This window comes from Myxococcales bacterium (assembly GCA_016712525.1).
Classification (GTDB): domain Bacteria; phylum Myxococcota_A; class Polyangia; order Polyangiales; family Polyangiaceae; genus JAAFHV01.
Window position 1 is genome coordinate 915263 of record JADJQX010000007.1, and the last position, 22784, is coordinate 938046.

The window sequence follows — 22784 nt, forward strand, 5'->3', positions numbered from 1 at the left end:
CCGCGTGGTGAAACGGGGCACGCGACGACGACCGAGCCAGAGCGCACTTTTCGCGTTCGTCGTGCTCGCGGCGGGGCTCTCCGTGACCCGCGCCCGGGCCGACGTGGCCGACGACGGAGAACGGGTCCAACGCGCGTTCACGAGCGCCGGCGCGACCGTGTCGTTCGCAGGCGCTCGGTTCCTCTTCAACGACGACGCGTTCCAGCTCGCCTTGCCGGCGACGCCCGCGGAGTGTGTCAGGGTCGCGCTCGTCGGCCCGCGCGGAATGAGCCTCCGCGCGAGGTTCGTCGACGCCACGTTCGAGGAGCGCGAAGGCCGCTCGACCAGCCACGCCGGTGCGCTCCAGCTCACGCGGTGCGGAGCGCCAGCGTCGCGGATCGTCGTCACGAACGAGTCCGGGAGCGGCGCCGTCGAGGTCATCGTCGCACACTCTCGTACCCCGCCTCCGTCCCTCGGGGCGATCCTCCCCGACCGCGGCCAAATCGACGCTCGTCCGCCCGAGCTGCCCCTCCCGATGAGCCTCGCCGCACCCGAGCGTCGCATCGTCCTCGCGAACGAGGCCCTCACCCGGGAGGGCGCGGTCGACGTCACGTCGCGCTCGGCCATCGCGCCTCGCGCCGGAGGACAGGTCTCCCTCGAGCTCGAGCCGGGGTGCCATCGCCTCGTCGTCGTGGCCAAAGACTTGGGAGCCGCCGACCCCGCGCGCGTCGACGTCGACGCCGAAGCTCGGGACGAGGGCGGGAGCCTCCTCGCTCGCGACAAAACCGACGCACCGGACGCGGTCCTCGAGCCCTGCACGACGGAACGGAAGACCGTCGTCGTCGCGTACGCGGGCGTGCCCGAGGGCGCCACGGTGGTCGTGACCTCCGGGAGATTTCCGGTCGCTTCGGGGCTCCCCACGGTCTTCGGAGACGACGCACGCCTCCGGATGGACCGCGCCCTCCGGCGTCGTCACGTCGTGCCCTCCGGAGAGCCCGTCGCGCTCGCCCAGGGCGGCGCCGGCGTAGCCCGTGTGCCGTTCGAGACCGAGAGCCGCGCGTGTTACCTCGTCGTGGCCGCCATGGCCGAGGGCGCTCCTCGAGGCCTCGGCATTCGGGTACGCGGGCCCGCGATCGACGGCGAGGATGAGCGCGCGTCGGACGACTCCGGGGTCGTCGCGTTCTGCGCGAGGGGCACGAAGCGCGTCTCGATCGACGTCGAAGCGCGGAGCTCGGGTGGGCGCTTCGGCCTCGTCGTGTACCGGGCGTCCGAGCGCGACGGCGGGGGGCGAAGGTGACGCGGGCTCGTGTCGTGATGGCGCTCGCGCTCGCGGCGTTCCTCGGGTGCGGCAGCGCACCTGCGCCGAAGCCACCTCCCGCGATCGCCCCACCCAAGGTCGAGCCGGGCTCGATCGACGTGCTCTCGCTCGTGGGGGACGCGCCGAAACGCGCCGTGGCGAACGGCGCCGGCCCGCACGCGATCGTGGCGGTCGGTCTCGTCGGGGAGGGGCAGCGGCTCGGCGCGTTCGTCGAGGCGTCCGACGACTCGTGCCTCCTCGCGTACGCGCGCGGCGCGTCGGCGGTCGAGGACCTCGATCTCTTTGCCCTCACGGACGACGGCTCGCCCCTCGCGCTCGACGAGAGCCCGGATCCACGCCCCGCGATCCTGGTGTGTCCGCCCAGGCCTCGCAGGTTCTATCTCGCCCTCCAAGCCGCCACCGGGGAGGGCATGGCGGTCTTGGTCGCTCACCGCGTGCCCAAGGCGCGCGCGCGCGCCGTAGCGGTGGCGCTCGGGGCGAGGGGAGCGCTCGGCGTCATGGCGCGCGCCGAGGCGTTCCCGGGCCTCGAGGACGCGATCCGGGCGCGCCGCGCCGCGCTCGGTGGAACCTGGGAAGAGTCGAAACGAGGCAGCGTCGCCGTCGACACCCACGCTCCGTCCTTCGTCGCGATCACCGCTGGCGCCGGAGACTGTTTCGACGTCCTCGTCCTCCCGAACGACGACGTCGGGCTCGTCGAGGTCGAGCTGCTCGACGACGAAGGCAGGCTCGTCGCGCGGGCTCGCGGCCCGGGGGAGACTCGCGGGGTCGTCGTCTGCACCGAGGACCCCTTCGCGGGGACGCTCCGGCTCCGCTCTCACCTCGGCCAGGGTGTGTGTGGGTACGTGCTCTCGCGCGCCCCGGCGAGCTACGCGAAAGAGGCCGCCGTCCGCCCCGAGGTCGCGCTTCACGGTGTACCTCTTCCCCTCGCCGACGCCGAGAAGGCTCGCAACGACGCCCTCGGTCGCGCGGGGTTCGCGGCTCCGACCACGACCTCGCGCGGAGCCCTGGTCGGTGCAAAAATCGTCAGTAAAACCGAGGTGTTGAAGGCCGCCTGCTCCCGCATCGATCTCGTCGGGGGCTCGCCGCTTCGCCGGGGCGCCGTCACGGCGTGGTCCGACGCGGGCAAGCTCCTCGGCGAAGGAGACGGGCTGCTCGGTGGCGTCGCCTACGTGTGTGCGTCCGGCAAAGCGCGCATCGACCTCGAGGCGCGAGGCGCCGGTGGTCCCTTCGCCCTCACGGTGCGACCCCTCCCGTGGAGCGCGCCGGAGCTCGTGGGTGCCCCGCTCGCCGCGTCGCGCATGCTCTCACGGGCCTCCAGTGGCCCGAACGAGCTCTTCGACGGGACGGCGGTCGCCGTGCGCGCGCTCTCGCTCTCCGACACCGCGCTCGCCTCGTCCACCGAGGACGTGCCCCCGGGGGCGTGTCTCGGTGCGTACCTTGGGATGGAGGGGGCAGCGTCGGGAGTCACCCTCCGCGCGGTCGACGAGAAATCTCAAGACGAGCTCGACCGTGCTCACGGAGAGAGCTCGGCCGGCGTGAGGGCGTGTGCCGGTCCCAAAGGGGCTCGGGTGCGCTTCGAGGCACGCACCTCGTCGGGGACCGCCAAAGCCGTCCTCGGGCTTCGCAAGCTCTGACGGTCCGACGCCAGTCGTCGGCCCTACGCCGCTCGGCTCAGGCGCCGCGCAAGAGCCCGAGCGCGCTGTCGGCCGCCTTCGGGTCGACGCCCGAGAGACACACCTTCGAGCCTCGCGACGGCTGGAAGGCTACGAGGCACTTCCCACGCGCTCCGGAGCGGATCGCGCCGAGGGCGAAGTCGAGCGCGATCCCGAGGGCCACGACGACGAGACCCGTGAGCAACATCGAGGGGGACGCGGCGCGGGCCCCGTCGACGAACGCGGACACCCCCACGTAGCTCCCGAGCGCGAGCGCGAAGAGCCCGGCGTAGAGCCCGGCCCGCGGGTACCGCACCTCTCTCGTGGCGCGGACGAGGGCGCTCCGTTCGATCTGCGTGTCGATCTCGCGGATGGTGCGACCGAGCACGATGGTCTTCGCGCGGAGCCGGATGCCCTTCGGCGTCACCACCACCTCGGCGGGCCGGCGGAGGACCAGGGCGAGGGCTCCGAGAGCGCGCAGCGCCGTGAGGGCGAAGAGGGCCCCCGTCGACGCGAGCACGACCGTTCGCAGGACCGACCTCGGAGGCGTCGTGAGCTCTCCCTCGATGCGACGGGAGCGGTCCCCATGGGGCTGGGAGCCCTCGTCGCTCGCGTTCGAGAGCACCCGCACCAGCAGCGGATCCTTCAAGGATCCCGCAAGCTTGGACGAGAGCTTGAGGACGTCGGCGTGGGCACCCCCGGCGAGCGCGGCTGCCCCGACGATGGCCTCCGCGCGCGAGATGGCGCCGGCCTCGTGGGCGTCCGCACGGCGCACGGCGTCCGCGATGGCGTAGAACGTCGGGACGGCGTCGTCGCCCAGGGCGCGTTCGAGCAACGGGAGGGCGTCGATTCCGTGCCTCGTCGCGAGGCGGAGCAAGACGGCCGCGCGCGCCCGCGTCTCGTCGTCCCCGCGGGGGGGCGCCTCGGCCATCGCGTGCGCCACGAGGGCTCCGGCGAGCATCGCCTGCGAGGCGTCCTCCGGACCGTGCTCGAGCACGAAGAGCGCGTTTCCGAAGGGCGTCTCGCCGTCGTCGTGGGAGAGCCCGAGCTCGCTCACCTTGTCGGTGTAGGCCGCTTTGTCGGCGAACGGGGCCTTCTCGGCCTCGACGACCGTGGCGAGCGTGAGCCTCGAGAGCTCGGAGAGCTTGGGCGACGCGGCCAGCGCCTCGAACGCCGCCTCGGCACCCCCCACCTGTTTCGAGCCCGAATCGTCCGCGCGCGCCATGCGATCTCCCGAGGTCCCTTAGCCGAACGCTCGCCCGTGCACCACTATTCTCGGCGCCCGCGCCCACCCGAGCGGGCCGAAACTTGGCCGGTCTCGGCGCGCTCCGGTACGAGCCGGGGAGGAGGTCCCGATGCGCGACCGAGTCAAAGCCGATCTCAAGCAGCTTCTCCACGACGTGTTCGTCACCAAGGCCGCCGGAAAACCCTACGCGACCCTCGCCCGCGCTCACGGCTACGTCGACGGGTACATGAGGGCCGTGCTCGACCTCGGCGTGCTCGACAAGACCGAGATGCTCGCCATGGTCACCGAGGAGCGCGCGCGCGCCGAAGGCCCGGCGACCGGGCAAGTCGCGCTCGAAGACGTCGGTCCGACGTTCGCCACGCGCGCCGTCGGCCACCCGCGGGCCTGACGACAGAAAAGGCTCGGCCCCACCGGACGAGGTCCGATGGGGCACCGTTCGAGCCGCGCGCCGTCGTCGCGCTCGGGTGTCAGGGCTGCACGATGGTCACGTCCCCCGTGATCTCGCGCGTGGCCTTGTCGGTCTTCCGCCAGAAGTTCGCCACGCGGCCCTCGCCGGGCACCACGAACGGGAAAAATCCAGCAAATTTCTCGGGTTGAACGATCGTCTTGCGGGTCCAGGTGCGTTGCCCCGCGGCCCCTTGCGCCGTGGCCTGGCGGAGCGTGCCGTTCGTCGCGTCCTGGTAGTAGATCACGACCGAGGCGCCCTGCGGCACGGCGGTCGAGTCGTCTCCGACGACGTGTTTTCCGTCGGCGAAGGGCTTGCCGTCGACCTGGGTGCCGTCGTCGACGACCTCGACCTTGCCGGGTTTGCCGGCCGTCACGGGGACGTACCGGAGAGACTCGTCGAGGCCGTTCACGTACGTGACGTGCCACGTGCCGTCGTCACCGACGGTCAGGTGCGCGCCGATGCCGACGTCGCCGGTGTCGACCGCCGTCTTCTGCTCGCGCGAGCCGGTCTCTCCGTCGATGAGGAAGGTCGTCCACTTTCCGCCCGCGTGCGAAGCTCCGACGACGTTGCCGTGGATGCGGTCGTAGAAGACCATCCCGAGGCCGTCCTTCGTCTTCGCGAGGCTCACGTAGGCCCCGAACGCGTTTGGGTAGGACTCGACCGTGCTCGCGTTGATCGTCGAGACACACGTCGCCTTCCCGTCGACCGTCACGCACGCCTTGCCGGACCCGCAGTCCGCGGGAGTGCAGCCCGTCACGGGGGCGGTGCACGCGCCCGTGTCCTTCACGCAGACGTTCTTGCCGGAGCACGACCCCGCGCGGCACGGGCCGGCCTTGTCGACCGCCGCGTCCTCGAAGGCCCACGCCCCGGGATCCGCAGGGCTCGCGGACGACGCGCGCGCGACGATCACCCGCGAGAGGAGCTTGCCGCCCTCGCCGGGCTCCATCGCCAGGAACGCCACGACGGGTTTGTCGTCGACGAGGATCATCTTCGCGTAGCGGCCATAGTCGCCGACGGGGGTGGGAGGCGCCTTGAGCGTGTAGCTCGCCCACGTCGCGCCGACCTTGGTCGCGTACTTGAGGGCCTTGTGAGTGGCGTCGTAGTAGACGACCTTCGGGACCCCGTCGGCGCCGACCTGAAGGCTCGTCCAAAGACCGACGTCGTCGCCCGACTCGGTCTCGCCTCGGCGCCAGCCCGTGGGGTCGTGGTCGGGGCACGTGCCTTCTTCGCGCGCCGGAATCCCGTCGACCGTCTCCCAGGCGACGCTCTGTTTGCCGAGGTCGTAGCGCCCGACGACGAGATCGCCGTACAGCGTGTCGCCCTCGTTCGAGAGCACGGCGTCGTTGTAGCCGGCCACGAAGATGCTCCCGTCGGGTGCTTTGGCGACCGAGGTGTACGCCCCGACGAGCCCTTGGCCGAGCGCGGGCTCGCACGTTTGGTTGCAGTCGGAACCGCACCCGGAGACGGCTGGCGGCTCCTCGCCCCCGCACGAGCACCCTTGGCTCGTCGACGCGACCGCGAGGATCGAGCCGAGCCCGAGGGCCGTGCGCACCTTTCCGGACATGCGTTCGGTCGTCGTCTCGGCGCGGCGCCGGCGAGCGATCATGAGGCCCACGCCCGCCAACACCAACGCGGCGGCCGCGAGGCCTCCCTCGTTCGCCGAGCGGCTGCCCGGGGTCGCGCACCCGCCACATCCGGCCGGAGTGCCGATCGAGCCGTCGTTGCGGCCGCGGATGAGCCCGGAGCTCGTGCGGCCGATGTTGCCCTCTTCGTCGCGCACCTCGACCTCGACGTCGCCGTTCGCGAACGGGACGACGAGATCCTTCGTGAAGGGCGCCCACGCGCTGGGCTCTTTTTCGCCCGCACCGGCGCCAACGACGCGCGTGCGCACCTCGAGCTTTTCGTCCGCCGTGACGAAGTCATGGGCCCGGACCACGTACCCGCGAGCGTCCTCGTCGAGCGAGACCTCGGGGGCGAGCACGTCGATCCGGAACGGGATCTCGGCGGGCGTCGTGTCCTCGGTCTCGGGGGCGCCGACGACACGCGAGCTCACGTAGAGTTTGTGGTTGCCCTGGAGGAAGAGGTAATCCTCTTGAATCTTAAGGGTTTTTTCGGTCGTCCACGGGCTCGGGAGGCCCTGGTCGAAGCGGTACGAGTACTCGATCTTCGTCTTTCCGTCGTCGGCCGAAGAGCCGAGCTCCACGGTCAGCTCGGGGAGCTTCTTTCGGTCGTATCCGGCGAAGCCCATCGCCTCGGGGTGCACCACCTTCGACACGAGCTTCGCGCGTGTGTCGCTCTCGAGCGTCGCGGTCGAGCCGGCCTTCGAGAGGGTCGCGAAGATGCCGACGAAGTCGTCTTGGCCCTTCGTGAGCTTGCGGATGCCGCCTTCGGGGATGGTGAGGCCGAGCCCGAAGCTCGCGAGCGCCGTCGAGAGATCGATGGGCGAGAGGCCTCCACCGACCGCTTGCCCCACGAGCCCCGTGAGGATCGACTGGAGCCCGCTCGCCACGGCGGCCGGGTCGTCGGTGAGGAGGTCGGCGTTCGTGACCTTGGCGTTCTGGATCTTGAGGTCACCGAGCGTGGGCAAAAGTCCGCCGTTCGGGTTCTTCGGGCTCTTGCCGGTCTGGAGGTTCACGGGCACGGTCACGTCGCCCTCGAAGGTGAACGCGCGGACGTACCTGTCGTACGAGAACACGTAGAAATCGACCGCGAACTTCTTCAGGCCGATCGAGAGCAGCGGATCGGTCTTCACGTCCGTTCCGCCACCGATCTTCACCTCGGGCGGGGTCTGGGGACGCGTGGCGATGGCGAGCGACGCGGCCTTCTGAGCGGCCGTGAGCTTCTTGATCGACGGAATGAGCAAGCTGAGGAGGCCGCTGTTCAGCTGCTCGAGCTGCTCGGTGCTGACGCCGAGGCAGAGGAGCCCGCTGTTGTAGGCGCTGCCGAAGGCGTAGTTCAGATAGCGGCCCGCGAGCGCGATGCCCATGTGGTGCGCCGGCGTCCCCTGCGGGAACCCACCCACCTCGTCTTTGGTGAGCTCGTCCGGGATGGGGATGCCCGTCGGCGGGGTGAGGTTCGCGCGCGGCACACACTGCGAGACGGGCTGGGGCTCGGCGCCGCCGAGCATGCCCAAGGTCACGCCGTTCTTCGTGTGGCCCGTGTATGGCGTGTTGTCGGCAGGCAAGCCGGGGAGCGGCTTCATGTCCCCGCCCGCCGCGAGCACGATATCGAGCCCGCCCGTCGCCCCGGGAGAGAGGCTCGAGAGCGCCTTCGAGAGGTCCATTCGCCCGTCCATGCCGAGGAGCGTCGGCACGCACTTCGCCGGGTTCGAGTCGTAGACGCACTTGGCGTTGGTCGCGTCGGGCTTCGAGCCCGTGGGACACGCCGGGGTCGCCGTGGGGTTCGGGGCCGTGCAGAGCTGGCTCGAGAGGATGCCCTTCACCTGCGATTCGAGGCCGCTCTTGAGCTGGCCCACGATGGCGTTCTTGATGAGCGTCGAGTTCGTGATCGCCGAGCACAGGCCGCTCGCGAAGCCGCAGTCCGAGCAAATTTGCACCTCGTTCGAGCGGAGCCCGTCGAGGTTGATGCGCGCGTTGTCGACGTCGATCTTCGAGTAGCCGTCGCGAGGGGCGGTGGTCTCGGTCGTGATGGGGAGGGTGATGTCGACCGGGAGCGGGTAGTCGCCCACCGCGGGGCGCCCGCCGCTGCACCCGCCTCGCCCGTACCCGATGTAGAGCGTGATGCTCAGATCGGGGAGGACGGAGTGCGTGAGCTTCGCGTTCGTCGGCGTGTTCTTCAGCACGAGCGGGAGCTGCCCCTGCACGTGGACCGCGTTGGGCGTGACCGCGTCGATCTTGAAGGTGGCCTGCTTGATGTCGACGGTGGCGGTGCAGCGCCCGGTCGACGGATCGGCCCCACCGACGCAGATGGTCGCCTCGAGGTCGTAGCCGAGGGCAAGGTCGGAAGGCCCCACCTTCGACTCGGGGATCCCGATCGACATTTGCCCGTCTTTGGCGCCGAGGAGCGTGGTCGCGAGGTCGGGGCCATTCGTCGCGAGGAAGTCGAGCGCGGGCTTCGTCATGCGCACCGACGCCGCGTTCTCGATGGTCTTCTCTTTCGGGAAGCCGCCTGCGAGCGGCGTGACCCCGCAGCTTTGGCACCCGCTCGAGCACCCTCCGCCGCTGCACGAAGCCACGAGAAGCACGCTCGTCGCCGCCAACGCCTTACGCCACCATGCACGAACCATCAGGGCCTCCGCGACGAAGAGCGAACGGGGCGTTCCTCGCCTGTTTCTCGAACGTTTCGAGATCATGACACTACAAGGGTTCTGCGCTAGCGAAACAGCGGGTTTCGTCTCCACGGCATCACGTGAGCTCGTGGCCCGTCGTGCTGCGGTGCGTCACGCCTGGCGTGCTGCGGCTTCGGCGAGGTGCACGAGCGCACCGGCGACGGACGTGGCGAGCTCGACCAAAGGCACGCCGTGGGGACGCACGAGCACGACGTAGTCCCGGGCGATGACGTCGTAGCGCGCGAGGTGTCGGATGCGCACGAGCGTGTGCGCGTCGTCCAGGGCGAGAGAGGGTCCGCGAACGTCGATCGAAGGCTCGAGCTCTCTCCCGTAGCGGCCCATCACGGCCACCACGACCTCGGCGTCGAGCTCCGTGGCCCCGCCGGGGTAGCTCAGCACGAGGCCCTCGGGCTCACGGGTGAGGGTGACGACGAGGGGGCGATCGCCGTCGCCGAACGTCTCGTGGAGAAGGAGCGTCGTGCCGTGGCTCATGCGCCCCGGTCGGTCAGTCGGTGCCCGCGTCGGTCGCGCCGTCGGCCCCCGAGTCGGGCGTGGCGTCCGCCGTGGCGTCGGCCCCGCCGTCGCGCGTGGAGGCTCCCGAGCAACCCGGGACGCCCGCGCCGTCGAAGATGCTCGCGCCGCTCGCCGCGAACGTGGCCGCGAGCCACACCGAGTCCTGGCAGCCCTGCGCCGACTTGGTCGTCGAGCAGTAATCGCCCTTGAACGCGATCTTCCCGTCCGCGCCGCGATTGCACTTCCCACCTGGGCCAGGCGAGCCCTTCGAGAGCACCACGCAGAGCGAGCGCCCGAGGTCGCGGATGATGACCGCGTCGGCCTCTTCGAGCGTCATGTAGCCGCCGAGCGCGCCGGCCGTGCGCCACTTGGGGCACGAGCTCGGGTCCTCCGTGCAGTCGGCACGAAGGCCCGCTTTCTGAAACGATCCTACACAGTTACCCTCATCCGAGAGGGTGACCCCGGAGACGACCACGTCGGTCAACGGGAGCACGATGCTGCTCGCGAGGTCGTCGGACAAAAAGACCGGGACGTTGAGCTTCTTCTTCTCGGTCGTCTTGAAGGTGTTCCCTTCGAAGGCGATCGGGAAGGTCGCCGGCTCGATGCCGATGCCGTTCGCGTCGTACCGGGCGAAGCAGAACCCTTGGCCGAGCGGGTCCTTCGGCGGAGGCGCGCCGCCCGTGACGAGCTCGTTCTTCTCGCGGTCGACCCGCAAGAGCCACGAGAAGAGCCCCTTGCCGACCTCTCCGCATTTCTTGGCGTCGAGGTCGATGTTGAGGGTGACGACGGTGCGCTGGATGAACTCCTGTGAGAGGGCGTCCGGCGCGGTGATGTTGAGCCGGCGGATGCGCAGGTCCTTCTGCTTGGACGCCTTCTGGTCGCGGAGCGGCATGCACGTGCCCATGCTCCCGCACGCGCCCTCGTCGACCGCGCACCCGGGCTCGGGCACGCAGTCGTTCGAGGAGCTCTCGCAGTCGGGGGCGGGCAGCTCGCCCGGCCCCGCCTTGCACGCCCCACCTCCGAGGGACGCACCGTCGCTCCGAAGATGCGGGTCGTCGACGCACGAGGCGAGCTGCGACCCGACGGCGAGGACCGCCGCGAGGGACGCGCCGAGCCCGGCGACGACGAGGACGCGCCGAAGGACGCTCGTGCGAGGGGAGGGGCGTACCATGGGTCAGGCTGGCAGAGAGAGCTCGCCGCCGAAGTCGACCATGCGGCGGAAGCCTTCGAGGCGGGCGCCGAGCTCGTCCCGCGTGATTTTCTGGAGGCGCGTCGGCCCGATGTCCTCGACGCAGAACGAGCCCATCGCCGACGCGAAGAGCATCGCTCGCCGGAGGCCGAGGGGCGTCACCTCACCGAGCGCGGCGATCGAGCCCATGAGGCCACCGGCGAAGGAGTCGCCGGCGCCCGTCGGATCGAGCACTTGCTCGAGGGGGTAGGCGGGCGCGAAGAACACGCCGTCGTCGTCGAAGAGGAGCGCGCCGTACTCGCCGCGCTTGATGATGAGCCTGCCGGGGCCGCGCTTGCGGATGTCGGCCGCAGCCTTCAAAATGTTGGAAATGCCAGACAAATCGCGGGCTTCCTCGTCGTTGATGATGAGGAGATCGATGCGCCGCAGGAGGTCGGCGAGGGCCTTCGGCTCTCCCGAGATCCAGAAGTTCATGGTGTCGGCGGCGACGAGCTTGGGCTTCTCCACCTGGTCGAGCACGCTCGACTGGAGGGCGGGGTGGATGTTGCCGAGGAGCACGAACGGGGTGCTCTTGTACGCGGCCGGGATCTTGGGGCGGAAGTCGGCGAACACGTTGAGCTGCGTGTCGAGCGTCGTGCGGCTCATGAGGTCGGGCGCGTAGCGGCCGTGCCAGCGGAACGTCTTGCCCTTCGCGAGCTCGACCCCCTCGGTGTCGACGCCACGGGACCTGAGGTCGGCGAGCGTCTCGTCGCCGAAGTCCTCTCCGACGACGCCGACGATGCGGACGGGCGCATAGAAGGACGCCGCGAGCGAGCAGTACGTGGCGGCTCCGCCGACCACGTTCTTGAACGAGCCGGTGGGCATTTCGAGATCGTCGAAAGCGAGCGAACCGACGATGAGGAGAGGGCTTTTCACGTGAGGCTACCTTCGGAAAAAAGAGTCGGACACGGGCGATACGAAAGAGGAGACCGGAGTCGGACGAGGCGCGCGCTCGCGCACCCGCGACGGAGGGCTCGTGGGGCTCAGCGGGGGAGGGCGCCTCGGCGGAGGAGCGCCTCGGCGAGCTTCGCGCGGCGGCTCCTCCGGGCCCTCTCGGCGACGATCACGCTCGAGAGCTCGTCGAACGCGTGCGAGAGCTCGTCGTTGACGACGAGGTAGTCGAAGAGGCCGTAGTGCTCGATCTCGCCCTCGGCCACGCGGAAGCGGCGCTGGACCACCTCTTCGGGCTCGCTCGCGCGGCCTCGGAGGCGGCGAAGCAGCTCGTCCATCGAGGGCGGGAGGATGAAGACCGAGGTCACGTCGGGGAGGGTGGCTCGGATCTGGCGCGCGCCCTGGTAGTCGATGTCGAAGATCATGCCGCGGCAAGGGACCGGCGTCGTCAGCGCCTTCGCGCGGGTGATCTCGCTCCGGGAGGTCCCGTAGAGGTTCCCGTGGACCTCGGCCCACTCGACGAACGCGTCCTCGGCCACGAGGGCCTCGAAGCGCGCGCGATCGACGAAGTGGTAGTCGCGCCCATTGACCTCGTTCGCGCGCGGCGCCCGCGTCGTGTGGGACACGGAGAACTGCAGATCCGGGAAGCGCTCCTCGAGCAGGCGTGTGAGCGTGGTCTTCCCCGCGCCGCTCGGCGAGCAGAGAATCAAGAGCAGGAAATCGTCGGCGCCGACGAGACGACGGGATGGTGACGCCGACGCGGACGAAGGGGCGGGAGACGAGACCGGATCCATGCTCACACCCCGCGCTTCCTTCGGACGGCTTCCATCACGCGGGCGTATTCGACGTCCCAGGTGCGTGTGCCCTCTTGGAGGTGACGGAGTTGGAGGCGTACCTCGGCGTCGAGCCCCTCGTCGACCGCGAGGTGCCGCTTGAAGTGGGGCACCATGGCGCGCCTAAGTTCATGATCTTGCGCAAAAATCTCGTCGACGTGGGCCGAGTGGTGGAAGGCCTCGACCACCTGGTCGAGCAGGTAGTCGAGCATGTCGTCGCCGACCTTGATGCCCTTCGACTCCGCGATCTGGGCCTTCACGCGACCGAACTCGGCGTTTCCGCGGCCGGTCCGCTCGAGGAGATCGCGGGTCTTCTCGGAGACCTCGCGCTCGGTCTCGACGTACGACTTCAACACGGCCTCGACGTCGGCGATGACCTCGTTCGGGGACTCGGCTTCGATGCTCTCCGACTTGAGCAACGCGCGGACGGCGTCTTGAGCAATCGGGAGCGCCTTGCTGGCGAAGAGTCGCATGGGCGGGAGCCTAGCCCGGAGGGGGCCCGAAAACACGGACTTCGTCGGAAAAAAAGTCGCCCGACTGGTCGCGTCGCGCGGGCCGCTGGTAGTCTCCACGAGCGATGGCTCCGGCGTGTCCCGTTTGTGGCTCGGTCACCTCCGAAGAGGGGGCCCCGTGCGCCCGCTGCTCGCCCCTCGCGCCCCCCGACCGCCCCGCGGCGCCGTCCGCGCGCCCCCTGCCGGAGCTCGACCTCGGTCCGCGAGCCTCCACTTTGGCCGAAAATGTAGGAAAATCAAAGGTTTCGGCCGGTGCCGCCGGAGTCTTCCGCGAGACCACCCCGGCGCCCGTCTCGCTCGTCGGGGCCGACGAAGCGAGCCTCCTCGGCGCCTACGGCCGTGCGCCGCGCAACCCGCTCGAGGCCGTGCCCTACGCCGCACGGGTCTACCGTCGCCTCGGGGAGCTACGCGTCGAGCGCGAGGCGGCGCGCGTCTCTCGCCCTCACGAGGTCGCCCTCTACGATGCGGCCCTCGTCGCTTACGACGAGCGGGGCTACGCGACGGGGCTCGCCGTAGCAGGCTCGGTCGTCGTGCTCCTTCTCCTCGGGCTCGTCGCGCCGCTCCTCCTAGCGATCGTGCACTGAGGGCCTTCGGGCCTCACGCCTTCCGTTTTCGACCCGGCACCTTCATCTCGCGCATGCCGAGCTGGAGGCGCCGCATGACGGCTTTCTTCTGGCGTTCCTTGTACTTGGCGTGCGACGCGTCGCCGAGCTCGTTGGTGGCCTCGGTCTGGCGATCGATGACCTGGAACTCGCAGATGACGAACACGATCGGGCCGAGGGCGGCCGCGCCGGGTGGGGCGAGCTCGAGGACCCTCGGGGGGAGGCGCACGGGCATGTCGACCACGGTGTGGATGACGCGGTAGCTCGCCGCCGAGAACACGTTGTCGCTCGGGGTGTAGTCCTCGTCGCGCCCGGCCTGCATCTCCGGCAGCATCGGGCCGAGGTGGGCGTTCTGCGCGCAGTACTTCTTGAAGTGGAAGATCGAGTTGATGCTCTGGCCGGGCACCACGTAGTTGAACGGGAAGAGCTTCTTCGTCAGGTACTGGAGCACCGGGAAGATGTCCTCCTGGTCGCGGACCACGATACGGAAGCGGAGCTTGTCGTAGATTTGGGCGGCGACCGTCTCCTGTTTGGAGAGGAGCTTCGTGTAGAGCGAGTCCTTGTTTTTGCGGCCGCCGACCAGCTCGGTGATGGGGAAGCCCTCGGCGAGCATGCCGCCTATCACCCGGTAGACCTTCTCTTCGACGAGGTGGAAGAGCTCCTGGTCCGACATCGGCAGGAGGAAGAGCAGCTCGCGCCCCTCGAGGTGATGGATGATGTGCATGCACTTCAGGATCGAGCAGGCGCACATCTGCCTGTGTCCCTTGCCACCCGCCAGGTGGAAGAGCTCCTCGACCGACGCCTCTTCGACCGGCTTCGGGATCGGGTACTCGAAGTGGCGACGCAGGTAGCCTATCGCCTCGGCCCTCAGGGCGCGAATGCGGGCTCGGTCGGACGCGACCTCGGGGCGGAGCTCCTGCGAGAGCAGAAACTCGTCGATTTCGGCGCGATCTCGGAAGTTTAGCCGGTGCCAGTCGATGACCGAGTCGCCCCGTAGGACGAGGCGCACGGCTTCGAGGTCGGCGAGGGTGAAGTCTTCGAGGCGCTTCAGGCCGCTCATCGGTAGGACCGTATCAGGCGGAGGCTCGGCCGAGGGGACGAACCGCGGCCCTTCCCACCGGCATCGCCCCTGGCCCCGCGCGTCGTCGCGTCATGGGGTGGGGGGCGTCGAGCCACGAGGGAAGGAACCGTGCTTTTCCCGCGTACGCGTCTCGGGAGCTACGCGCAGGCAGGAGGTAGAGTCGGTCAGGCCTTCTCGACCTGCTGGGTTTGAGCTTGGGGGAGCTGGCCTTGCGCCGAAGCGCGGCCGAGAGAGAGCGTGCCGACGAAAATCCCGATGGTGAGCGCGAGGACGGCCATGTGCCCGAGCAGCGCGCCGGAGCAGCCGGCGATGGCGATGGGGGCGATGGCGGCGAGGTACCAGTGGGTCAGTTTCATGCTTCTCGCTTCCGTCGGAGCGGGGGCTCCGGAGGGGGGGCCTAGGTCGCGCCGGGAGCCATGCGGCTACCCGACATGTAGGATAAGATACGACACTTCGGCGCCGCGGCCAAACTTGTACTGACTTCGCTGTCAGGGGTGCAACGGAAAACGTCGAGGGCGGCTCGACCATCAGGTTCCATGATCCAGGCCAAGTGGCGGACATTTCACTTCTTTCCATGGTTTCGCGAAGTTGGTCGTTTTCTTGACTTCCGGGAAATCCAAAGGTGAGGCATGGCGGACACGGCGCTGTCCTCGGGGGGACGCGCCGCACACAACCCCGCTTCCGTGCCGAAAGACCCCACGCGGCGCGCCCCGGCCTCGCCACGCGGGGACCGTGAGACGAGCTCGGCGTCGCGTGGTGGATGACCATGGTCAGCGAAACGCGAGGGGGCCCGGTTTTCCGTAGCCTTCCGGGCCTGGAGGGCCCTATCGTCGTCGTGTGCGGCGCGGCCGCGTGGAACCGGTGCGGATGACCTTCTCCCGAGCGGCGCATGCCTTGCGCCACGCTGTCCTCGACCTGACGAGACGAGCCTCCGGGCCTCGCGGCTTCGGTGCGGCCGTTCTGCTCGTCGGAGTTACCGTTTCGGCATCGGCGTGCGAGACGATCGACCCGGGCCCGAGCTTCGTCGTGGCCGACGAGCGCTTCGATCCGGACTTCTTCTTCTGCAAGGTCGAGCCCGAGGTGCTCTTCGCCAAGAAGTGCGGGTCGGGAGATCCCGGCCAAGGCGACCGAGCAGGCGGCTGCCACTTCAACCCGTCCGCCGTGAGCGGCATGGCGCTCGTCGAGCACCCCCCGGTCGACTGCGGCGGCGGGGAGCGCCCCGTGAACCGCTCTCAAGTCGGCGCCGGGAGCCCCGCGCAAGCGAACCTCGAGGCCGCGTCCATCGTCATGAGCCGGGACATCAACGCGGCGCCCATCTTCGTGCGCCCCACCGGCGCGAACCACCCGCGCGCCATCTTCCCGAAGAACGACCCGGCGGCCGACGTCCTCCGCGCATGGGCGCAAAAATGAAGAGGATTTCGGCGGTTTGCGCGGTCCTCTTGGGCCTCGTGCTCGTCGTGGGAGCGCCGGCGTCGGCCTCCGCCGAGGACCGCCCCGAGGCCTTCGCGAGGGTCGTGGTCGACGAGCTCGAGCTCCGGTCGGGCCCAGGCGCCACCTTCCGCGTCATCGGCACGGCCCGACGCGGGGAGACGCTCGCCCTCGACGGTCGTCAAGGAGAGGGGTTCTGGCTCCGCATCGTCACGGCCGACGGGCGCACGGCGTACGTGCTCGGGGCGCAGGTCGAGCCCTTCGCGGTGAAGCCCGGCGAGGCCGACGCCCCGTCACGTCCCGGTCTGCTCGCGCCCCCTCCTCTCAAAGACACCGTCGCCGGCTTCAACATCGTCGGCGGCGTGCTGCGCATCCCGATCGCGGACGGCTCGTTCCGGGGCTTCGGGTACATGGAGCTCGTGCCGCAGCTCGTCCTCCACGAGACCATCACCTTGAACGGCTTCGTCGGGGCGGCGCTCACGGCCGACGGCGCTCAGATTTTCTACGGAGGCGGCGCGCAGGTGAACCTCGCGCCCTCGTGGCCGATTTCGCCCTTCGTCGGGCTCGGCGTGGGCGAGCTCCGCGTGCTCCCGAACGCCGACTCGTTCGTGCTCGCGAAGGAGCGCTTCTACCTCGCCCGCGCCGGGGGCGGCTTCATGCTCGCGCTGCGGGGGCGCATCCTCACGCGCTTCGAGGTCACGAACGCCTCTCTCTTCACCACCGAGGGCCTCAAGAACGCCCAGACGTTCTCCTTCGGGTTAGGAGCGTACTTTTGAAACATCTCGAAATCGCTCTGGTTTTTGTCGCGACCCTCGCCTCGGGGTGCGTCACCGTCAAGCCTCAGGAGCGTGCCGTGCTCGCCGATCCGTCGATGCAGTTCGAGAGTGATCCGCAGGCCGCGCAGGTCCGCCACGCGATCGAGAACCGCGAGGGCTCGTACGGCGGCGCGGGCGTCACCGGAGGGGGCTGCGGCTGCAACTGATCATGAGGCCCTCCGCTCGACTGCGACTGTCCGTGCTCGCCCTGACCCTCGTGGCCGGGGAGCGGGTCGCGCACGCTCAGGTGGCCGAGGTCGCGGGCTCGTACACGGTCTACCACGAGGCTCCGACCCGCACGAACATGACGGTGCTCACGCCGGGCGTCGATCTCACCGTGCGGCCGACCTCGTGGCTCACCGTGCGCGGCGGCTACGAGGCCGACGTCGTGAGCGGCGCGAGCGTCTCGGTGAAGGCGGGCTCGGCCTACGCGGCCAATAACCCCGGCGCGGACGTGATCACGGCGGCGAGCGTCCAAGACTTTCGCCACGCCCCGCGCGGCGGGTTCTCGCTCAAAAAGGGCGACGTCACGTTCCTTGCGAACTACAACTATTCGACCGAGAACGACTACAAATCGCACGCGTTCAACATCGGCGCCAAGACCGAGATCTTCGAGCACAACACGCAGCTCGAGCTCGGCTACGCCCGGAACTTCGACAGCGTCTGCGACCGCATCCAGGGCGCGAACGACACCTCGACGCGCTTCCGCGCCCTCGAGAGCTCCGACGGGTGTTTCACCGACGACCCGCTCCGCACGACGCGCGCGATCGGGGTCGACGGGTACCAAGGGAGCTGGAGCCAGGCGTGGACGCCGATCTTCGTCACGCAGCTCGTCTACACGGCGCAGCTCCAGAACGGCTTTCTGTCGAACCCGTACCGGAGCGTCATCATCGGGCAGGGGCAGCGCGCGCAGGAGTACCACCCCGACGATCGCGCGAGGCACGCGCTCGCCTTCCGCGGCAACGTGTTCTTGCGGTCGCTGCGGCTCGCGGTCCGCTTCGGCGCGCGCCTCTACGCCGACAGCTGGGGCGTGAAGAGCGGCACGGGCGAGCTCGAGCTCGAGAAGATCGCCTTCGAGAGCCTCAGGCTCACCGCGGTGGGCCGCTTCTACAAACAGTCGGGCGCGCTCTTCTTCAGCGACGACTACACCGGAGGCGACGCGCCTCTCGGGCCCAAAGGCCAGTACTTTACGGGCGATCGTGAGCTCTCTCCCTTCTTCAGCGTGCTCACGGGCCTCCGCCTCGGGTACGGCGTGACCGCCGACAAGAAGAAGTACCTCGGCTTCATCCAGGGGCTCCGCGTCGGGCTCTCCGCGAGCGTCCAGTTCTTCTCGTACGACGAGTACACGCTCGGCGGGCAGCCCGTGGGCAACGCGCGCGCGCTCCTCTTCGGGCTGAGCGGCGGCGCGACGTTCTGACGGCTCACGCGCCGTACATCACATCGGTGCGGAGCACGTACTTGGTGCCCGCCGTGACCGCGACCCCTTCGTGGAGGAGGTGGTGCGCGAACACGAGCACCTTGCCCGTCTCGGGCACCACGTCGACGCCGTCGTCGACGAAGCGTGTGGCGCCGCCCTCGAAGCCGTCGTTCAAGTAGAGGAGCAGGGTGAGCTCGGAGCCGAGGGTGGGGGAGGGCCGGTACGAGCCGTCGTAGTGTGGACGAAACACCTGGCCTTCGCGGTACCGGTAGCCACGGAGGCGCGGGTTGGCCCCGGAGAGCGGCCGTCCCACGAGCGAGGGTGGCAGCGTCGAGGCGACCCGCGACACGAGCTCCCCCGCGAGCGCCGCGTCCTCGAACATCACCCGCTCGTTCGTGCGGATGTCCTCGCGCACCGTGGGGCCGCCCGGGAGCGAGACGGGGGCGAGGGCCGGCCCGAGGGCGTCGATGTGGTCGCGGATCGCGCGGCACTCCTCCCGGTCGAACACCCCGCCGACCGACCAATAACAACGCCCGCGGGTCTCGACGAGCTCGAGCAGCACCTTGAGGTATGACCACATAAGAAAGAGTGTAGTGTGCTTTTTATTGGGTGCAAGCGGCATGTCGCGCGCCCGAGCGCATCGGCGTACCGTGCCGGCATGCGATTTCTCCACACGATGCTCCGCGTGAAAGACCTCGACGTCGCTCTGGATTTCTTCGTGAAGAAGCTCGGCCTCGTGGAGGTCGGGCGCAGCGAGAGCGCGGCCGGCAAGTTCACCCTCGTGTTCCTCTCGTCGGGCGCCGAGGGCGACACGGCCCAGGTCGAGCTCACGTACAACTGGGACGAGCCCGAGCCCTATCCGACGGGGCGCTTCTTCGGGCACCTCGCGTACGCCGTCGACGACATCTACGCGACGTGCGCCGACCTCCAGGCGAAGGGCGTCACCATCCACAGGCCCCCGCGCGACGGCAAGATGGCCTTCGTCAAGTCGCCGGACGGCCACTCGATCGAGCTGCTCCAACGTGGCCCCGCGCTCGCGCCCGCCGAGCCCTGGGCCTCGATGTCCAACACCGGGTCCTGGTGACATGTGCCCGCGAGAGCCTCCGCGGTGAGGCTCTCGCGCCCCTCGCCCCACTCGCGCGCCGCGCTCAGTCGTCGGGATCGCTGCCGCGCAGGCCGTGTTTCTTCGCGAGGTCGTGGAGGTGCTTTCTGTCCATCTTGGCCTCGCGGGCCGCGGCGCTCACGTTGCCGTGGTGGCGGCCCAAAAGCCAGCGCACGTACGCGCGCTCGAACTCGGCGTCGTACTTCGCGCGTGTGTCGCGGTAGCTCTTCTCGGCCTCGAAGTGGAAGGCCGCGCTGCCGCGGTGCTCGCCCGAGGGCAGGCTCACGAAGCTGACCTCGTTCGCGCCCGTGGCCTGCGCCATGTACACGGCGCGATCGAGCACGTTGCGGAGCTCGCGGATGTTGCCGGGCCAGTCGTGGGCCTCGAGCGCGGCGAGCGTCTCGGCCGTGACCTTGAGCCCGTCGCCCCCGGTGGCGGCCTTGAGCATGTGCGTGACGAGCGCGGGGATGTCCTCGCGGCGCGACCTCAGCGGGGGCACCGTGACAGGCACCACGGCGAGCCGGAAATACAAGTCTTCTCGGAACTTTCCGAGCGATACTTCACGTTGGAGATCGCGCTTCGTGGCGGCGATCACGCGGACGTTCGTGGGCAGCGTTTTGTTGCCGCCGACGCGACGAAACTCGCGCGTCTCGAGCACCCGAAGGAGCTTCGGCTGCACGTCGAGGGGGAGCTCTCCGATCTCGTCGAGGAACACCGTGCCGCCGTCGGCGAGCTCGAAGGCGCCTTGGCGGCTCGACACGGCGCCGGTGAACGCGCCACGCTCGTGGCCGAAGAGCTCGCTCTCGATGAGCGAGTAGCTCACGGCGCCGCAGTCGACCACGATGAAGGGCTTCGACGCGCGAGGTGAGGCTTGCCACACGGCGCGCGCGAGCACGTCCTTGCCGGTGCCGGTCTCGCCCTCGAGCAGCACGGTGGCGTCGGTCGGGGCGATGCGCTCGAGCACCCCGAAGATGGTGCGCATGGCGAGGCTCTCTCCGAGCGCCTTGCCGAACTCGGTGCGCTCGCTCGGGAGCACGTCGACCCGCTGCGTGGCGGGCCGGAAGCTCACCTCGACCTCGCCGATCTTGAGCACGCTGCCGGGCTGGATCATGGCCTCGCGGATGCGCGTGCCATCGATCTTGGTGCCGTTCGTCGATCCGAGATCGCGAACGTGGATGCCGTCGGGGGCGCGCAGGATCTCGCAGTGGTGACGCGAGACCGTGTCGTCCGAGAGCACGAGGTCGTTGTCGGGGGCCTTGCCGATCGTGAGCCGGCCACCCAAGGACTTTTGCGTGCCCTTGTGGGTGCCGCTCAGCACGAAGGCCACGAGGCCCGGCGCGGGCGCGCGCGTGCGCATCGCCGCGCGGGTCTCGATGGGGGCGTCGGAGGGGTCGGAAGAAGGAGGAGGTTCGTCGGAGGGGGATGTCATGGCGGCGGACTCGAAGGCGCGAGCCTACGGACGAACGCTCACGTCGAGCGTCGTCGTTGCGCCACTGACAGTTACCCGTTTTCGCGACACGGTGCGACCTTCCAGCGTGACGATTTCGACCTCGACGTCGTAGTCCCCGTCGGGCAATCGAAGCTCATGGATAAGTGCTTCCGGAGCCCCTCCGGGCGCGTACGTGAAGGTCGCCTCACGTAGCGGCTCGCCGTCCGTCGAAAACCACGCGATCCGCGCCTCGCGCACCGCCGCGTGACCCGGGAGCTTCACGCGGAGCCGCTGGTCTCGCGGGAGCTTCGGGCCGAGCGCGAGGAGCGCCGCGACCCCGAGCCCGACGAAGAGGAGGAACGATCTCTTCCCGAGCCGTGGCCCGTCCGTGGTCGCGGCGGCCTTGGGGGGCGCGACCGGGCCGTCCGCGGCGTCCGTGGGCTCAGGGGGCACGGCGCTTCCGAATGCGCTTCGTGAGCGCCGCGAGCACGGGCTCGCTCACGTCGAACTTGGGCATCTGTCCCTTGCCGGCGCGGATGGTCGCTGCGATTTCGGCGTCCTTCACCTTGTCTTGCCAGTCCGGGCGCGTAAGGTCAGGTGCCTTTACCATCGCCCCTTGAGGGCCGTCGCCCTTGCCGTCGCGCCCGTGGCACGTCGAGCATTGGGTGCTCCACGTGAGCTCGGCGACCTCGGCGGCCTCTTCCTCGGGTGATGCCTTCTTGGGTTTTCCGGTCGCGGGGGACTGGCCTTGCGCGGCGCGGGCGCTCTCTTCGCCGCGCTCGTGGTCCTTCGGGGTCCACTCGGGGAGGCCGGAGGCCGAGGGGGCGCGGTCGCAGCCCGTGACACCGGAAGCGACGGCGAGGGCGAAGAGAAACGCGAGGGTGGACGGGCGGGGGAGGGCGCTCTTCATCGTCGGTGCCGCGGAGAGCTATACCCCGCTTTCCGGTGCTTCGGGAGCGGGCGCCGCGAGCGCGCACGAGTTTCGCGCGAACGCCCGGGATTTCGCCTTGTTCGGCCTTCCGGCCGAGGTTATAGCCTGGGAGACAGGCGCGGACTTTTGCGAGCCGCGACCGGAGGTAAACATGTACGGAAAAGATGCGTCTGGCCGCGTGGCCAAGGTGACGGTACCCGAGCTCCGCGCGCGCAAGGCCGCCGGCCCGAAGATCGCGATGGTGACCGCCTACGACTTCACCATGGCGCGCCTCGCCGACGAGGCCGGCGTCGACATGGTCCTCGTGGGAGACTCGCTCGGCATGGTCGTGCAGGGGCTCTCGAACACGATCCCCGTCAGCCTCGACGAGATGGCCTACCACTGCCGCGCCGTCGCGCGAGGGCTCGGGCGCGCTCACCTCGTCGGCGACTTGCCCTTCATGAGCTACCAGGTCTCCCCCGCGCAGGCCGTGGAGAGCGCCGGGAAGCTCATGAAAGACGGCCTCGCCGAGAGCGTGAAGCTCGAAGGAGGCGACGAGGTCGCCGAGCACGTGCGCCGCATCGTGCGCGCGGGCATTCCTGTCGTCGGTCACGTCGGCCTCACGCCGCAAAGCGTGCATGCCCTCGGCGGCTTCAAGGTCCAGGGGCGAGGCAAGGGCGCCGCCGAGAAGCTCCTCGACGACGCACGCGCGCTCGAAGAGGCCGGCGCGTTCGCGCTGGTGCTCGAGGCCATCCCGCCGGATCTCGCCGAGCTCGTGACGAACGAGATCTCCATCCCCACGATCGGCATCGGCGCCGGGGCGGCATGCGACGGGCAAGTGCTCGTGTGCACGGATCTCCTCGGCATGGTGCGCGGTCACATGCCGAAATTTGCGAAACGTTTCGCAGAGTTGGGTGATGCTGCGGTCGATGCCTTCGGTGCCTACGTGGCCGAGGTCCGCGACGGCACGTTCCCGGCCGCGGCGCACACGTACAAGCCGAACGGCCCGAGCGCCGCCGCGCCTCGTGCTCACCACGAGGACGAGGCCGCGTCGCTCGACGCCCCGCTCGCGCTCGATCTCTGGCACTGACC

At 69.6% G+C, this 22784-nt stretch carries 23 protein-coding genes; 10 read left to right on the forward strand and 13 right to left on the reverse strand.

The features are described 5' to 3' along the window. The first annotated feature begins 4 nt into the window (after positions 1-4). Positions 5-1276 (forward strand): hypothetical protein, encoded by a 1272-nt coding sequence (locus tag IPK71_21055; GenBank protein MBK8216227.1) that lies wholly within the window; start codon positions 5-7, stop codon positions 1274-1276. Then, positions 1273-2931, forward strand: coding sequence for a hypothetical protein (locus IPK71_21060; GenBank protein ID MBK8216228.1), 1659 nt, complete (start codon positions 1273-1275; stop codon positions 2929-2931). Before IPK71_21055 ends, IPK71_21060 begins: the two co-directional genes overlap by 4 nt. Positions 2932-2968: 37 nt before the next feature. On the opposite strand, the gene IPK71_21065 is transcribed toward IPK71_21060, so the two are convergent. Then, positions 2969-4174, reverse strand: coding sequence for a hypothetical protein (locus IPK71_21065; GenBank protein MBK8216229.1), 1206 nt, complete (start codon positions 4172-4174; stop codon positions 2969-2971). A gap of 130 nt (positions 4175-4304) precedes the next feature. Between IPK71_21065 and IPK71_21070 the strand changes: the two genes are divergently transcribed. Next, entirely contained in the window at positions 4305-4583 is a 279-nt protein-coding gene (locus IPK71_21070) for a hypothetical protein (GenBank protein MBK8216230.1), read from the forward strand. Positions 4584-4662: 79 nt separating this feature from the next. On the opposite strand, the gene IPK71_21075 is transcribed toward IPK71_21070, so the two are convergent. From IPK71_21075 to IPK71_21100, 6 genes are all read right to left on the reverse strand, one after another. Then, entirely contained in the window at positions 4663-8838 is a 4176-nt protein-coding gene (locus tag IPK71_21075) for a hypothetical protein (GenBank protein ID MBK8216231.1), read from the reverse strand. 204 nt (positions 8839-9042) lie between these two features. Further along, on the reverse strand, positions 9043-9423 hold the full coding sequence (locus tag IPK71_21080; protein ID MBK8216232.1) for a hypothetical protein: 381 nt from the start codon (positions 9421-9423) through the stop codon (positions 9043-9045). A 13-nt stretch (positions 9424-9436) separates the two neighbouring features. Beyond that, the gene (locus tag IPK71_21085) at positions 9437-10615 is read right to left on the reverse strand and encodes a hypothetical protein (protein MBK8216233.1); all 1179 of its coding nucleotides are present in this window, start codon (positions 10613-10615) and stop codon (positions 9437-9439) included. Between the two features lie 3 nt (positions 10616-10618). After that, positions 10619-11497 carry a sugar kinase gene (locus IPK71_21090; GenBank protein MBK8216234.1) on the reverse strand — a complete coding sequence of 293 codons (879 nt, stop codon included), beginning with the start codon at positions 11495-11497 and terminating at the stop codon, positions 10619-10621. 158 nt (positions 11498-11655) lie between these two features. After that, positions 11656-12357 (reverse strand): guanylate kinase, encoded by a 702-nt coding sequence (gene gmk / locus IPK71_21095; protein MBK8216235.1) that lies wholly within the window; start codon positions 12355-12357, stop codon positions 11656-11658. 2 nt (positions 12358-12359) lie between these two features. Next, positions 12360-12869, reverse strand: a complete 510-nt coding sequence (locus IPK71_21100) for a DUF507 family protein (GenBank protein MBK8216236.1) — start codon at positions 12867-12869, stop codon at positions 12360-12362. Between the two features lie 104 nt (positions 12870-12973). Between IPK71_21100 and IPK71_21105 the strand changes: the two genes are divergently transcribed. After that, complete coding sequence (locus IPK71_21105) at positions 12974-13492, forward strand: hypothetical protein (GenBank protein ID MBK8216237.1); 519 nt, start codon at positions 12974-12976, stop codon at positions 13490-13492. Positions 13493-13505: 13 nt separating this feature from the next. Here the strand turns inward: IPK71_21105 and IPK71_21110 are convergent, their stop codons facing one another. Together IPK71_21110 and IPK71_21115 are read right to left on the reverse strand one after the other, a co-directional pair. Then, a complete protein-coding gene (locus tag IPK71_21110) occupies positions 13506-14570 on the reverse strand; it encodes a TIGR04552 family protein (protein MBK8216238.1) in 1065 nt (354 codons plus the stop codon). Between the two features lie 185 nt (positions 14571-14755). Continuing rightward, on the reverse strand, positions 14756-14947 hold the full coding sequence (locus tag IPK71_21115) for a hypothetical protein (GenBank protein MBK8216239.1): 192 nt from the start codon (positions 14945-14947) through the stop codon (positions 14756-14758). Positions 14948-15617: 670 nt separating this feature from the next. Between IPK71_21115 and IPK71_21120 the strand changes: the two genes are divergently transcribed. The 4 genes from IPK71_21120 to IPK71_21135 are packed head-to-tail and all read left to right on the forward strand — an operon-like array spanning position 15618 to position 18251. Continuing rightward, positions 15618-16001 (forward strand): hypothetical protein, encoded by a 384-nt coding sequence (locus IPK71_21120; GenBank protein MBK8216240.1) that lies wholly within the window; start codon positions 15618-15620, stop codon positions 15999-16001. Continuing rightward, positions 15998-16795, forward strand: coding sequence for an SH3 domain-containing protein (locus IPK71_21125; GenBank protein ID MBK8216241.1), 798 nt, complete (start codon positions 15998-16000; stop codon positions 16793-16795). The genes IPK71_21120 and IPK71_21125 overlap by 4 nt, the downstream gene beginning before the upstream one ends. Before the next feature lie 11 nt (positions 16796-16806). Beyond that, positions 16807-17001, forward strand: coding sequence for a DUF4266 domain-containing protein (locus tag IPK71_21130; GenBank protein ID MBK8216242.1), 195 nt, complete (start codon positions 16807-16809; stop codon positions 16999-17001). Between the two features lie 2 nt (positions 17002-17003). Beyond that, positions 17004-18251 (forward strand): DUF3570 domain-containing protein, encoded by a 1248-nt coding sequence (locus tag IPK71_21135; GenBank protein ID MBK8216243.1) that lies wholly within the window; start codon positions 17004-17006, stop codon positions 18249-18251. 4 nt (positions 18252-18255) lie between these two features. Here the strand turns inward: IPK71_21135 and IPK71_21140 are convergent, their stop codons facing one another. Further along, positions 18256-18831: a 2OG-Fe(II) oxygenase gene (locus IPK71_21140; GenBank protein ID MBK8216244.1), complete on the reverse strand. Its 576-nt coding sequence runs from the start codon at positions 18829-18831 to the stop codon at positions 18256-18258. Between the two features lie 78 nt (positions 18832-18909). On the opposite strand from IPK71_21140, the gene IPK71_21145 reads away from it, so the two are divergent. Beyond that, positions 18910-19335, forward strand: coding sequence for a VOC family protein (locus IPK71_21145; protein MBK8216245.1), 426 nt, complete (start codon positions 18910-18912; stop codon positions 19333-19335). 64 nt (positions 19336-19399) lie between these two features. Here the strand turns inward: IPK71_21145 and IPK71_21150 are convergent, their stop codons facing one another. From IPK71_21150 to IPK71_21160, 3 genes are read right to left on the reverse strand one after another with little or no spacing between them, the layout of a single operon-like run. Then, positions 19400-20782 (reverse strand): sigma 54-interacting transcriptional regulator, encoded by a 1383-nt coding sequence (locus IPK71_21150; GenBank protein ID MBK8216246.1) that lies wholly within the window; start codon positions 20780-20782, stop codon positions 19400-19402. Between the two features lie 24 nt (positions 20783-20806). Then, the gene (locus IPK71_21155) at positions 20807-21235 is read right to left on the reverse strand and encodes a hypothetical protein (protein MBK8216247.1); all 429 of its coding nucleotides are present in this window, start codon (positions 21233-21235) and stop codon (positions 20807-20809) included. Then, positions 21225-21692 carry a cytochrome c gene (locus IPK71_21160; protein MBK8216248.1) on the reverse strand — a complete coding sequence of 156 codons (468 nt, stop codon included), beginning with the start codon at positions 21690-21692 and terminating at the stop codon, positions 21225-21227. Before IPK71_21160 ends, IPK71_21155 begins: the two co-directional genes overlap by 11 nt. A 172-nt stretch (positions 21693-21864) precedes the next feature. On the opposite strand from IPK71_21160, the gene panB reads away from it, so the two are divergent. Then, on the forward strand, positions 21865-22782 hold the full coding sequence (gene panB, locus IPK71_21165) for a 3-methyl-2-oxobutanoate hydroxymethyltransferase (GenBank protein MBK8216249.1): 918 nt from the start codon (positions 21865-21867) through the stop codon (positions 22780-22782). Positions 22783-22784: the final 2 nt, after the last annotated feature.